Below are 12,524 nucleotides of genomic sequence, written 5' to 3' on the forward strand. Positions count from 1 at the left end.
GATGATGAACCAGGTTGGCGTAATTATCGACAATCAAATGATTTTTTAACTAAAGAAAGTCTCTCTGGCGGCGTTGGGGCATTGTATTTGGCGGGCGGGGCTGTTAGCGGCGGAACCGGATGGCTCCGCCGTGGTGCGCTTAGAACGCGGCGCGGCTGACGTTTTGGCAGCCCAGTGCCGCCAGCGTGGCGCGGGTGGCGTCCCACTGGCTGAGGATTGCCTCTTGCGGTTCGACCAGCACGGCGCGGCGGATGTTCAGGCAATCGCCGCCGGAGAGGTTCAGCAGGATCAGCGCGGCCTGCAGCGGCGGCAGGCTCGGGTTGAAGGCGGCGTTTTCTGCATAGCGGCCGGCGTAGAGGTTACCGTCCTGCGTTTCCAGCGCCACGCCGCTGTGGGCGTTGCTGTACGGTGCGTGGCTCTGATTGGCCGCCGCCAGCGCCGCCTGCGTCAGCGCATCGTCCAGCGCCAACCGATGGCCGTGATCGACCTTGTCCATCAGCAGCGAAGCGATATCCAGATCTTTCGGGCCGAAGGCGTCCGGCAGATAGTCCGCCAGCGTGGCCGGCGCGCGGCCCGGCAGACGGATCTGCAGTTCGCCGCCGCTGTTCAGTTCATTCATAAACTGACGGCAGTGGCCGCACGGCGTGTAGTTGACGGTGACCGAGGCCAGCGCCGGCTCGCCGCGCAGCCAGGCATGGGTAACCGCGCACTGTTCCGCATGCACGGTTTGCTGCAGCGGTGCGCCGCTGAATTCCATATTGGCGCCGAAATAGAGGTTGCCACTTTGCCCGCGTGCGATGGCGCCGACGTGGAAGTGCGATATCGGGGTTAACGAGCAGGCCGCCGCCAGCGGCAGCAGCGCGAATGCCAGCGCGTCATCGTCCAACCCGCAGCCTGTGCGGATCGCCGCAGCTTGCTCGGCCGTGAACATCGCCGGAAAGTCAGGCGCGTCCAGATAGGGCCGCAGGGCGGATTGCAGTGTCGCAGGCAGTGCGCTGAACGCGGTGTGAAAACGCGGATGCATAGAAAGTCTCTCTACAGGTTAACGGGATAACATTCTAGGCAGGCCAGAGACATTAAAGTGTGATTAATGTCTCTTAATTGGTGAAATTAATGCAATGAGATACATAAATGCGAGATGTATCGCATGTTTCACCCTGTTCAACCAAACAGGTGCAGCAGCACCGGGAACAGGAACGGTGCCAGCAGCGAGGTGATGATGCCGCAGATCACCAGCGCCAGCGAGCCGAAAGCGCCTTCCTGGTAGTCCATCTCCGCGCAGCGTGCGGTGCCCAGAGCGTGGGATGCGGTACCCATCGCCAGACCGCGCGCCGAGTGGGTGGTGATTTTCAACAGGTTGAACAGCGTATGGCCGAACACGGCGCCGAGGATACCGACGAAAATGACGCAGACCGCGCTGATCGCCGGAATGCCGCCGAGCGAGTCCGCGACGGCCATGGCGATCGGCGTAGTGACCGATTTCGGCAGGATAGAGGCGGCGATTTCCGGCGTGGCGCCTAGCCACAGGGCGATGGCGCCGCCGCTGATCATGGCGGTCAGGCTGCCGATGAAGCACACCGCGATAATCGACTTCCAGCGTGCGCGGATCTGGTGCAGCTGTTCATACAGCGGGAAGGCCAGCGCGACGACCGCCGGCTGCAGCAGATCGTTGAGGATTTTGCTGCCCTGAAAGTAGCGCTCATAGGGGATGCCGGTGAGCAGCAGCAGCGGGATGATCACCGCCATGGAAACCAGCAGCGGGTTGAGCAGCGGCATGTTCAGCTTGCGCGCCAGCCAGCGCGCGGCGAAATAGACCGCCAGCGTCAGCGGCAGCGACCACCAGATTTCATGGATCATGGGTTGCCCTCCGTGTCATCGGGCTTACCGGCGATGCGGCGCTCGCGGTGAAAATAGTGTGAGGTATAGCCGACCACCACCAGCACCATCAGCGTGCTGATGAGGCAAGAGATAACCAGTGGGCCCAGATGCGCGACGATCTGGTCGTAGTATTTCATCACCCCGACGCCGATCGGCACGAACAGCAGCACCATGTAGCGGATCAGCAAATGGCAGCCGGGTTTAACCCATTTGGCCGGCAGGATCTGGGTAGAGAGCAGGGCGAACAGCAGCAGCATGCCGAGGATGCTGCCGGGAATGGCGAACGGCAGCAGCGCCGCCACTGCGTTGCCGACGAACAGACAAAGGTAGATGAGGAGCAGGGCTCTCAGGTATTTCCAGCACAGTGTGAGCACGTTGGCCATTGTCTTTTCCCGTTTAACCGATGCATTCATCATACAATTAAACTGTGAGCCATGCCACAGATCGCACCATGAATTCTCGCTATGGATGCCATGCCCGTTCGGCGGGTTGACAGCCCGCAATCGCCGGTACGCGTGGTTTCAGCGCGTGTCTTCGGCGGTTGCCGCCGCGTGTTCCGCCAGCCGGTGGCCGAGGAAGAAAAACAGCAGGCTGAGCAGCGCGGCGACGATCAGCATCACGAACATCAACGGCGGCGCAGCATAGCTGAGCAGCACCCCGCACAGCACCGGGTTGATGGCGCCGCCCAGCGCGCTGAGGTTCTGTACCCCATAGTAGCTGCCTTTCAGGTGCGGCGGCGCGATAAAGTCGATGAACATGTATTCCACCGGGATAACGATGATTTCGCCGAGGGTAAACACCGCCATCGCCGCCAGCCACAGCCAGACCGTCTGGCCGGCCACCATAAAACCGAGCAGCCCGACGATGAAAAACAGCGTGCCCAGCGCCAGCCAGCGCAGCATGTTTTCCTGACGCATGCCGCGGCTGAGCAGGTATTGCAGGGCGATGACGATGCTGGCGTTGACGATCATCACCAGCCCGATGATTTTGTAGGCGAACTCGGCGCTGGAGACGGTGATCAGGTACTGCGACAGATAGCCGGTGAACTGACCGAACACGACGGCGCCCAGGGTACTGCCGAGAGTGAAGTAGATCAGCCGCCGATCGCTACGCAGGATAGTCACCGTCTGGCGGAAGTTGGGGAGCGCCGCGGGGGCGGCGGCTAGCGTTGCGCGCTGTTCCCGACCGCGCAAGCGCAGGCTTAGCGTCGCCACCGTCGCCAGCGCCAACCCACCCGACAGGTAAAACGGCAGCAGTGGGCTAAGCCCGGCCACCAGAACGCCGAGCGCAGAACCGATCGCCCAGCCGACGTTGACCAGCGTGTAGTTGATTGAAAAAGCCTTGATGCGCTGCTCGACCGGCAGCCAGTCGGCGAAGCAGGCCTTAATGGTGATGCTCAGCACCGAATAACAGGTATGCAGGATCGCCAGCACCACGATCACGCCGCCGGGGCGCGGGATCCAGGGAAGGGCGAAGAAGCTCAGCGCAAACAATAAAATCGACAGCAGGATCAGGCGGTTCTTGCTGAATTTGTCCACCAGATAGCCGCCGTACAGGCTGGCAAGGATGCCGAGGGTCAGGCTTACGCCCAGGATCACGCCCACGCTCTTCGGCAGCAGATGGAAATGCTCGGTGAGATAGATGGTAATGAACGGCAGCGTCACGCCGCGGCCGATGGTCAACACCAGCGAACTGGCCAGCAGCATGTTAATCAGCGAGGGGAATCCCTTCATTCGAAGCCTGTGTATGCATACAGTTATTGGGCAATGCAGATAACATAGCGTATTTTGGCGAGGACGGAAGGGGAAAGCCGAAAATTAGTTTAAAAACAGAGGCTGCGTCGGCAGCCTCGTCAAAAACAGCATTATTTACCGTGTTCGGCCTGCAGCGTGGCGAACCACGGCTGCACGAAGTCGCTGCTGCTGCCCCAGCCGGGGATGATCTTCGCCAGCCCGGCGACGTTGACCGGCCCCGGCTGCGCCAGCAACAGCGCCTGCGGAATGACCGTCGCTTTGAACTGATAGCTGTCCGGCGTGCTTTCACCGGCAATCTTGTTGGCCACCAGGCGCAGGTTGACTGCACCGATAAGTTTCGGATCCACCGCCACGCTGACCTGCCACGGGCTGCCGGCTTCGCGCATCAGTTGTAAGTCCTGGTTGGAGATATCGATGCTGTACAGCTTGATCTCGGTGCGGCCGTTCTCTTTCAATGCCTTGTAAGCGCCCTGGGTGAAGGCGTCCCAGGTGCCCCAGATGGCGTCGATCTTGCCTTTCGGGTATTTCGCCAGCACCGCGCCCACTTTATTGGCGGTATCGCCCTGTACGTCGGAGGAGACCGCGCCGATCGATTCCAGCTCGTGAATGCCCGGATGCTGTTTCAGCAGCTGCTGATAGGCGGCCTGGCGGCGTTCCATCGGCGGGAAGCCGGCTACCCAGAGTTTGATGATGTTGGCCTGGCCGTTGAAATCCTTCACCAGCTGGCCGAAGGAGGCGTTGGCCAGCGAAGCGTCGTCCTGCTGCGAGACGGTGACGCCGGGAACGCTGCCGCTGACGTCGGTATCGAAAGCCGCGACGGCGATGCCGGCCGCCGCGATGCGTTTGACCAACTCGGTGGAATAGGGGGCTCGCCCCTGCGAGAGAATGATGCCGTCATATTTCTGGCTGATAGCCTGGTTGACGAAGTCCTGGAAGCGCGCGTCGTCGCCGTTGCTGAGGAAGGTGTCCACCTTGAAGCCCAGCTTGCGTCCTTCCTGAATGGCGCCCGCCAAAAATTGCGTGGTGTTGTCGTCGGATCCGAGGTTGCGGATCACCGCGATGCGCACCGGCCCCTGATGCTGAGCGATGGCGGCCGGCACGGCGGCGTTTTCTGCCGCCTGCAGCGGCAGGGCGGCCAGCAGGCTGAGGGCGAGCAGCGAAGTCTTGAGATTTCTCATTATTATAGGCTCCAAAAAAGCGGGTAAACGGTCCCGGTGAAGGTCTGTTATAGCAGTCTTTCTGTCTGGACGTCTATTTGTTGTTGCGGAGCATCATAGCGAGATGCGGCAGGCGAGGGAATCAGAGCGGTTATGACTTTTTCTTACTGTTTATAACGTCGGGTTTGAGGCATTAAAAAAGGGCCGAGCAAGCTCGACCCTTGATGTAACGCGCCGGCGCGGTTACTTGACCTGCATACCAGGCTGCGCGCCGCTGTCCGGGCTCAGCAGGAAGATCTCTTTCCCGCCGGGGCCCGCTGCCATCACCATGCCTTCCGAAACGCCGAAGCGCATTTTGCGCGGCGCCAGGTTAGCGACCATGATGGTCAGGCGGCCTTCCAGCGTTTTCGGATCCGGATAAGCGGAGCGAATGCCGGAGAAGATCTGGCGTGATTCGCCGCCCAGATCCAACTGCAGCTTCAGCAGTTTGTCGGAGCCTTCGACAAAGTCGGCGCTTTTGATCAGGGCGATGCGCATGTCCACCTTGGCGAAGTCGTCAAAGGTGATGGTTTCCTGAATAGGATCATCGGCCAATGGACCGGTCACCGGCTTGGCGGCGGCCATGTCTTCTTTCGAGGCGTTGACCATTTCGCTGACCTTGTCCAGATCGATGCGGTTGAACAGCGCTTTGAATGCGTTCACCTGGTGGCCCAGCAGCGGCTGCGGGATTGCGTCCCAGCTCAGCTCGGCGTTGAGGAACGCTTCGGCGCGTTCGGTCAGCGAAGGCAGCACCGGCTTCAGGTAAGTCATCAGCACGCGGAACAGGTTGATGCCCATCGAGCAGATGGCCTGCAGATCGGCGTCGCGGCCTTCTTCCTTCGCCACCACCCAAGGTGCCTGCTCATCCACGTAGCGGTTGGCCAGATCGGCCAGCGCCATGATTTCGCGGATCGCGCGGCTGAACTCGCGGCCGGCGTAAGCTTCGGCGATGCTCTGCGCCGCGTCGACGAAGGTCTGGTACAGCGCCGGATCGGCCAGGCTGTCGGCCAGCTTGCCGCCGAAGCGTTTGTTGATAAAGCCGGCGTTACGTGACGCCAGGTTCACCACCTTGTTGACGATGTCGGCGTTTACGCGCTGCACGAAGTCTTCCAGATTGAGATCGATATCATCAATGCGTGAAGAGAGCTTGGCGGCGTAGTAATAGCGCAGGCAGTCGGCGTCCAGATGCTGCAGGTAGGTGCCGGCCTTGATGAAGGTGCCGCGCGATTTGGACATTTTGGCGCCGTTCACCGTCACGTAGCCGTGCACGAACAGGTTGGTCGGTTTGCGGAAGTTGCTGCCTTCCAGCATCGCCGGCCAGAACAGGCTGTGGAAGTAGACGATGTCCTTGCCGATAAAGTGATACAGCTCGGTGGTGGAATCTTTGCGCCAGAACTCGTCGAAGTCCAGATCGCCGCGCTTGTCGCACAGGTTCTTGAAGGAGCCCATGTAGCCGATCGGCGCGTCCAGCCAGACGTAGAAGTATTTACCCGGCGCACCCGGGATCTCGAAGCCGAAGTAAGGCGCATCGCGGGAGATGTCCCACTGCTGCAGGCCCGATTCGAACCACTCCTGCATCTTGTTCGCCACCTGCTCTTGCAGCGCGCCGGAGCGCGTCCACGCCTGCAGCATTTCGCTGAAGGCCGGCAGGTCGAAGAAGAAGTGCTCGGAGTCGCGCATCACCGGCGTCGCGCCGGAAACCACGGACTTCGGATCGATCAGTTCCGTCGGGCTGTAGGTGGCGCCGCACACTTCGCAGTTATCGCCGTATTGATCCGGCGATTTGCATTTCGGGCAGGTGCCCTTCACGAAACGGTCCGGCAGGAACATGCCTTTCTCCGGATCGTACAGCTGAGAAATGGTGCGGTTCTTGATAAAACCGTTTTCTTTCAGGCGGCTGTAAATCAGGGTGGACAGCTCACGGTTTTCATCGCTATGGGTCGAATGGTAGTTGTCATAGCTGATGCCAAAGCCGGCGAAATCCTGTTGGTGCTCCTGGCTCATCTCCGCGATCATTTCTTCCGGTTTCACGCCCAGCTGCTGCGCTTTCAGCATGATCGGCGTGCCGTGCGCGTCGTCCGCGCAGATGAAATGCACTTCGTGGCCGCGCATTCGTTGGTAACGCACCCAGATATCCGCCTGGATGTGCTCGAGCATGTGGCCGAGATGGATGGAACCATTTGCGTACGGTAGCGCGCACGTCACCAATAATTTTTTCGCGACTTGAGCCATAGTGAGAACTTGCTTTCTGTAATGAATAAAAGGGCCTTCGATGTTAACCGATCGCGCCCTTCGCTGCTAGGGCGGTTTCTTGCAGGTTATATGCGCCAGCGGCAGCGCAGTTCTGATATGCTTAGCCGGAAGCTACTCATTCAAAATCAAGGAGCCGGGATGAACGCAAAATCCCCTGAGCAGACCAACCCCGAAGTTCTGCGCGCCCTGGTGACCGGTGTACTGGCCGCCTTTGAACACCCGACGTTGAAAAACAACCTGACCGCATTGAAGGCCATTCATCACTGCGCGTTGCTGGACGATGTGCTGCATATCGAACTGACGATGCCGTTTGCCTGGCAGAGCGGTTTTGAAGCGCTGCAGGCGAGCGTCGGCCCCGAATTGCTGCGTGTGACCGGCGCTTCCGCCATCGACTGGAAGCTGAAACACGACATCACGACGCTGAAACGCGCCAACGGCCAGGCCGGCATCAAAGGCGTGCGCAACATCGTCGCCGTCAGCTCCGGCAAAGGCGGGGTGGGGAAATCCAGCACCGCCGTCAACCTGGCGCTGGCGCTGGCCGCCGAAGGGGCCAAGGTCGGTATTCTGGACGCCGACATTTACGGCCCGTCGATCCCCAACATGCTGGGTACCGAACATGAGCGGCCGACCTCGCCGGACGGTCAGCACATGGCGCCGATCGTGGCGCACGGCCTGGCGACCAACTCCATCGGTTACCTGGTGACCGACGATAACGCCATGGTGTGGCGCGGCCCGATGGCCAGCAAGGCGCTGATGCAGCTGCTGCAGGATACGCTGTGGCCGGATCTGGATTACCTGGTGCTGGACATGCCGCCGGGCACCGGCGACATCCAGCTGACGCTGTCGCAGAACATTCCGGTGACCGGCGCGCTGGTGGTTACCACCCCGCAGGATATCGCTTTGCTGGATGCCGCCAAGGGTATCGTGATGTTCGAGAAAGTGCATGTGCCGGTGCTGGGCATCGTGGAGAACATGAGCGTGCACATCTGCAGCAACTGCGGTCACCATGAGCCGATCTTCGGCACCGGTGGCGCTGAGAAGCTGGTGCAGAAATACCACAGCCGTCTGCTGGGGCAGATGCCGCTGCATATCTCGCTGCGCGAAGACCTGGATCGCGGTACGCCGACGGTGATCAGCCGCCCGGACAGCGAATTCGCCGAGATGTATCGCCAGCTCGCCGGCCGCGTGGCCGCGCAGATGTATTGGCAGGGCGAGGCAATCCCGACGGAGATTGCTTTCCGCGCGCTGTAATCTGCCTATGGCAATGCACGAGCCCGGCTTAAACGCCGGGTTTTTTTATGGGATGCGAGCAGGGTTGTGCAAATCCGCGCGGGTATAAGGACGTTCGATTTGCGCCAGCGTTTTGGCGATATGTTCCAGCAACCCCTGGGTGGGGGCCGGCTGACGCTGTCCCATCAGTGCCAACGGCAAGGCCAGCGCGATGACGAATTGCGGCCAGGAGAGGTGCGGGCGCGTTTTGCTCTGCTGCAGCCACAGGAACAGTGCGCTGGCCAGGTAGCCTAAAATTAGCCCGCTGATCACCTCGGATACCGAGTGAACGCGAATTTCCAGCCGCGACACGCCGATGGTGAAAGGCAATATCCACCCGGTCAACAGCGCGAGGCTGCGCACCGGATGGGAAAATCGGCCGGTCAACGCCCAGAGCAGCGGCGGCCAGATGCTGGCCGCGAGGGCCGAATGGCCGCTGAATCCGGTGAAATCATAGCGCTCGCTGCCGATGCCCCAGCCCATAAAGGCCAGTTTGGACAGGCAGACCAGCCCGCCGGTGAAGCCGAAGGTCAGCGCCCACTGCCAGCCTGCCGCGCGGGTGGCGGAAGACGTGAGCAGCAATAAAAACAGAATCAGCGCGCAGGGCAGCAGCAGCATGCTGTCGCCGAAAAAAGTCAAAAAATACCAATCCAGCACATCAATCTCCGATGAAGGGCCACGGGGAGCATAAGTCAGCGCAGGAGTGTATCTTGTTACCGCGCGTTGCCCTAGCCGTGAGATTCTTAAAATGCTGCAGTGCCGATAAGACGAGACAGCCCGAATTCGCCCGCCGTCGCGCAATATACAGTGGCGCAAACCCCGACGACTCCCTATAATTGTCGCGTTTTAGTTCCCCCCTTCACATTACGAAATCAGGTCTTTAATTTTATGACTGACAATCCGCATCAGTGCGTCATTATTGGTATAGCTGGCGCATCTGCCTCCGGAAAAAGCCTTATTGCCAGCACGTTGTACCGCGAACTCCGCGAGCAGGTCGGCGATGAGCACATCGGCGTTATTCCAGAAGACAGTTACTATAAAGACCAGACTCACCTGACCATGGAAGAACGGGTCAAAACCAACTATGACCACCCGAGCGCCATGGATCACAACCTGCTGTTCCAGCATCTGCAGATGCTGAAGGCCGGCAAGGCGATTGAACTGCCGCTGTACAGCTACACCGAACACACGCGCAAGAAAGAAACCGTCCATCTCGAACCTAAAAAAGTGATTATTCTGGAAGGGATTTTGCTGCTGACGGATATCCGCCTGCGCCAGGAGATGAACTTCTCGATCTTCGTCGACACGCCGCTGGATATCTGCCTGATGCGCCGCATGAAGCGCGACGTCAACGAGCGCGGCCGCTCGATGGATTCGGTGATGGCGCAATACCAGAAGACCGTGCGCCCGATGTTCCTGCAGTTTATCGAACCTTCCAAACAATACGCCGATATCATCGTCCCGCGCGGCGGCAAGAACCGCATCGCGATCGATATTCTGAAAGCCAAAATCAGCCAATTCTTTGAATAATGCCGCTTAATGGCCGGAAATGTGCATTTCCGGCCGGTGGCCAACTATTTGCACCCCGGCGTAGACCTTTCGCCCGTTGTGTGGCAATTTTTGTTTAGTGACGCGTTTTGATGGAGAAGAAAGACATGAGACTGTGCGACCGCGATATAGAAGCCTGGCTGGATAGCGAGAAACTGGTGATTTCCCCGCGCCCGCCGCTCGAACGCATCAACGGGGCCACAGTAGATGTCCGTTTGGGCAATCAGTTCCGCGTGTTCAGTGGCCATACCGCGCCTTTTATCGATCTTAGCGGGCCGAAAGACGAAGTCAGCGCCGCGCTGGATCGCGTGATGAGCGACGAGATTGTCCTGCCGGAAGGCGAGGCGTTCTTCCTCCATCCCGGCGAGCTGGCCCTGGCGGTGACGTTCGAATCCGTGACGTTGCCGGACGATCTGGTCGGTTGGCTCGACGGCCGTTCTTCTTTGGCGCGCCTGGGGCTGATGGTGCACGTGACCGCGCACCGTATCGATCCGGGCTGGCATGGGCGCATCGTGCTGGAGTTCTACAACTCCGGCAAGCTGCCGCTGGCGCTGCGGCCGGGGATGCTGATTGGCGCCTTGAGCTTTGAGCCGTTGTCCGGCCCGGCGGCCCGGCCATACAACAGCCGCCAGGACGCAAAATATCGCGATCAGCAGGGCGCAGTAGCCAGTCGAATCGACAAGGACTAACGGCGCGGGATGCACCGTCGGTGTGGCGCTGACAAGAGGGTGGCATGAGAAGATTACTGACGACATTGGCGATTTTACTGGTGGTCGTGGTGGCGGGGATGTCCGCGCTGGTACTGCTGGTCAATCCGAATGATTTTCGCGGCTACATGGTCAAAAAAGTCGAGCAGAAGAGCGGCTACCAGCTGACGCTCGAAGGCGACCTGCGGTGGCACATCTGGCCGCAGCTCAGCATTTTGGCCGGCCGCATGACGCTAACCGCACCGGGTGCCAAAGCGCCGGTGGTGAGTGCGGAAAACATGCGCCTCGATGTCAAACTGTTGCCGCTGCTGTCGCATCAGCTGTTTGTGAAGCAGGTGATGCTGAAAAACGCGGTTATCCGCCTCACGCCCGACAGCGAAGAGCACTCGCAGGTGGATGCCCCGATCGCACCCGCCGGTAGCGGTACTGACGCGGCAGACGCGGCCTGGAAGTTCGATATCGATAACCTTCGGGTGGTGGACAGCCTGCTGATTTGGCAGCGTGCCGATAACGAACAAATCAATGTTCGGGATATCAACCTCACCCTGCAACAAACGCAAAAACGCCAGGCGCAGCTGGAACTTTCCAGCCGGGTCAACCGCGATCAGCGTGACCTGACCTTCAGCATGGCGGCCGATGTCGATCTGCAGCAGTTCCCACGCCAGATTGGCGCCAAAGTGACCCAGTTCAATTACCAACTGGCGGGCGCGGATATTCTGAACGGCGGTATTCAGGGAGAGGGGAATGCGCAGGTGGTCTATCAGCAGACGCCGGCGCAGATTGCCGTCAGCCAGCTGAACGTCAGCGCCAATAACAGTCAGTTGACCGGCGATATCAGCGCCACGCTGGGGGCAGTGCCCGGCTATGTGGTGAACCTCAATTCGGCAAACCTCGATCTTGACGCGCTTTCCGGCTGGCAATCCAGCACCACGACCGCCGAGCAGCCCGCCGTGACTTCCGCGCCGGTGATCGCCAGCCAGGTTGACGATCGGCAGCAAAACCTGGAGGCGCTGCGCGATTTCACTGCACAGTTGAACCTGCAGGCGGCACAGGTAACCTATCGCGGTATGAACGTTACCCAGTTGGCCGTTACGGCGGACAACCAACGCGGCCTGCTGACGTTGCACAAGCTTGCCGGGCAATTGGCCGGCGGAGATTTCTCCTTGCCGGGAACGCTCGACGCGCGCGGCAATAAACCGGTGATAAGCGTACAACCGGTGCTGAATCAGGTTGAGCTCGGCACGGTGCTCAAGGCATTCGATATGCCGCAGATGCTCACCGGCAAGTTCAGCATGAAAGGGGATCTGACCGGCGATCGCCTCTCTTCACAGGCATTTGAGCGCCGCTGGCGCGGTACGGCGCAGCTTGCGATGCAGGATGCGCAGCTGCACGGCCTGAATATTCAGCAGCTGATTCAGCAGGCGGTGGCGCGTAATGATAACAGCGTACGTGGGCAAGACAGCTATCAGCGCTATACCGAAGTCAAAAGCGTCTCGGCGCAGGCCAGCCTGAGTCAGGGCACGGTCAAACTCAGCGGCCTGACGGCGGATTCGCCTTTGCTGGCGCTGACCGGCGCCGGCAGCATCGATATGCCGGGCAAACAGTGCGACATGGCGCTCAACGTGCGCGTCACCGGCGGTTGGCAAGGGCGCGGCGAGCTGATTGAGCAACTGCAAAAAACGCCGATCCCGCTGCGGGTCTATGGGCCTTGGCAACAGCTGAATTATCAACTGCAGGTCGATCAAGTGCTGCGCAAAACGCTGCAGGATCGGGCCAAGGATGCGTTGAACAAATGGGCTGAAAAGAACAAGGATTCGCGCGAAGGCCAGGATCTGAAGAAGCTGCTCGACAAGCTGTAATCTCCTCTGACGCGGGTCGCATTGTGGCCCGCGTCAATCTCGATGTTTCCCGCGATAATT

The 12,524-nt window shown here is 60.0% G+C and carries 11 protein-coding genes; 4 read left to right on the top strand and 7 right to left on the bottom strand.

The annotated features are described in order from the left end of the window. Nucleotides 1-139 precede the first annotated feature (139 nt). The 6 genes from cdd to metG form a co-directional block, all read right to left on the bottom strand. Entirely contained in the window at nt 140-1,024 is an 885-nt protein-coding gene (cdd, locus tag AWX27_RS09615; RefSeq protein ID WP_060421403.1) for a cytidine deaminase, read from the bottom strand. Nucleotides 1,025-1,161: 137 nt separating this feature from the next. Then, complete coding sequence (locus AWX27_RS09620; RefSeq protein ID WP_019454415.1) at nt 1,162-1,857, bottom strand: CidB/LrgB family autolysis modulator; 696 nt, start codon at nt 1,855-1,857, stop codon at nt 1,162-1,164. Continuing rightward, nucleotides 1,854-2,261: a CidA/LrgA family protein gene (locus AWX27_RS09625; RefSeq protein ID WP_060421408.1), complete on the bottom strand. Its 408-nt coding sequence runs from the start codon at nt 2,259-2,261 to the stop codon at nt 1,854-1,856. Before AWX27_RS09625 ends, AWX27_RS09620 begins: the two co-directional genes overlap by 4 nt. 138 nt (nt 2,262-2,399) lie before the next feature. Further along, nucleotides 2,400-3,611 (bottom strand): MFS transporter, encoded by a 1,212-nt coding sequence (locus AWX27_RS09630; protein ID WP_060421411.1) that lies wholly within the window; start codon nt 3,609-3,611, stop codon nt 2,400-2,402. A 131-nt stretch (nt 3,612-3,742) separates the two neighbouring features. Continuing rightward, nucleotides 3,743-4,810, bottom strand: a complete 1,068-nt coding sequence (locus tag AWX27_RS09635) for a sugar ABC transporter substrate-binding protein (RefSeq protein WP_060421413.1) — start codon at nt 4,808-4,810, stop codon at nt 3,743-3,745. A 222-nt stretch (nt 4,811-5,032) separates the two neighbouring features. After that, nucleotides 5,033-7,060 carry a methionine--tRNA ligase gene (gene metG / locus AWX27_RS09640; RefSeq protein WP_060421416.1) on the bottom strand — a complete coding sequence of 676 codons (2,028 nt, stop codon included), beginning with the start codon at nt 7,058-7,060 and terminating at the stop codon, nt 5,033-5,035. Nucleotides 7,061-7,219: 159 nt separating this feature from the next. Between metG and apbC the strand changes: the two genes are divergently transcribed. Beyond that, nucleotides 7,220-8,332, top strand: coding sequence for an iron-sulfur cluster carrier protein ApbC (gene apbC, locus AWX27_RS09645; protein ID WP_038880999.1), 1,113 nt, complete (start codon nt 7,220-7,222; stop codon nt 8,330-8,332). Between the two features lie 45 nt (nt 8,333-8,377). On the opposite strand, the gene AWX27_RS09650 is transcribed toward apbC, so the two are convergent. Next, a complete protein-coding gene (locus AWX27_RS09650; protein ID WP_060421419.1) occupies nt 8,378-9,007 on the bottom strand; it encodes a phosphatase PAP2 family protein in 630 nt (209 codons plus the stop codon). A 231-nt stretch (nt 9,008-9,238) separates the two neighbouring features. Between AWX27_RS09650 and udk the strand changes: the two genes are divergently transcribed. From udk to asmA, 3 genes are all read left to right on the top strand, one after another. Next, the gene (gene udk / locus AWX27_RS09655) at nt 9,239-9,880 is read left to right on the top strand and encodes a uridine kinase (protein ID WP_004938922.1); all 642 of its coding nucleotides are present in this window, start codon (nt 9,239-9,241) and stop codon (nt 9,878-9,880) included. A 125-nt stretch (nt 9,881-10,005) separates the two neighbouring features. After that, nucleotides 10,006-10,587 carry a dCTP deaminase gene (gene dcd / locus AWX27_RS09660; RefSeq protein WP_019454407.1) on the top strand — a complete coding sequence of 194 codons (582 nt, stop codon included), beginning with the start codon at nt 10,006-10,008 and terminating at the stop codon, nt 10,585-10,587. Nucleotides 10,588-10,631: 44 nt separating this feature from the next. Next, nucleotides 10,632-12,464 carry an outer membrane assembly protein AsmA gene (asmA, locus tag AWX27_RS09665; RefSeq protein ID WP_060421423.1) on the top strand — a complete coding sequence of 611 codons (1,833 nt, stop codon included), beginning with the start codon at nt 10,632-10,634 and terminating at the stop codon, nt 12,462-12,464. Nucleotides 12,465-12,524: the final 60 nt, after the last annotated feature.

This window comes from Serratia sp. 2880STDY5682894 (assembly GCF_001537385.1).
Classification (GTDB): domain Bacteria; phylum Pseudomonadota; class Gammaproteobacteria; order Enterobacterales; family Enterobacteriaceae; genus Serratia; species Serratia nevei.

Excerpts from the sequence above, each read along its gene's own strand:
- cdd (WP_060421403.1), bottom strand. The coding sequence starts at position 1,024 with ATGCATCCGCGTTTTCACACCGCGTTCAGCGCACTGCCTGCGACACTG.
- AWX27_RS09620 (WP_019454415.1), bottom strand. The coding sequence starts at position 1,857 with ATGATCCATGAAATCTGGTGGTCGCTGCCGCTGACGCTGGCGGTCTAT.
- AWX27_RS09625 (WP_060421408.1), bottom strand. The coding sequence starts at position 2,261 with ATGGCCAACGTGCTCACACTGTGCTGGAAATACCTGAGAGCCCTGCTC.
- AWX27_RS09630 (WP_060421411.1), bottom strand. The coding sequence starts at position 3,611 with ATGAAGGGATTCCCCTCGCTGATTAACATGCTGCTGGCCAGTTCGCTG.
- AWX27_RS09635 (WP_060421413.1), bottom strand. The coding sequence starts at position 4,810 with ATGAGAAATCTCAAGACTTCGCTGCTCGCCCTCAGCCTGCTGGCCGCC.
- metG (WP_060421416.1), bottom strand. The coding sequence starts at position 7,060 with ATGGCTCAAGTCGCGAAAAAATTATTGGTGACGTGCGCGCTACCGTAC.
- apbC (WP_038880999.1), top strand. The coding sequence starts at position 7,220 with ATGAACGCAAAATCCCCTGAGCAGACCAACCCCGAAGTTCTGCGCGCC.
- udk (WP_004938922.1), top strand. The coding sequence starts at position 9,239 with ATGACTGACAATCCGCATCAGTGCGTCATTATTGGTATAGCTGGCGCA.
- dcd (WP_019454407.1), top strand. The coding sequence starts at position 10,006 with ATGAGACTGTGCGACCGCGATATAGAAGCCTGGCTGGATAGCGAGAAA.
- asmA (WP_060421423.1), top strand. The coding sequence starts at position 10,632 with ATGAGAAGATTACTGACGACATTGGCGATTTTACTGGTGGTCGTGGTG.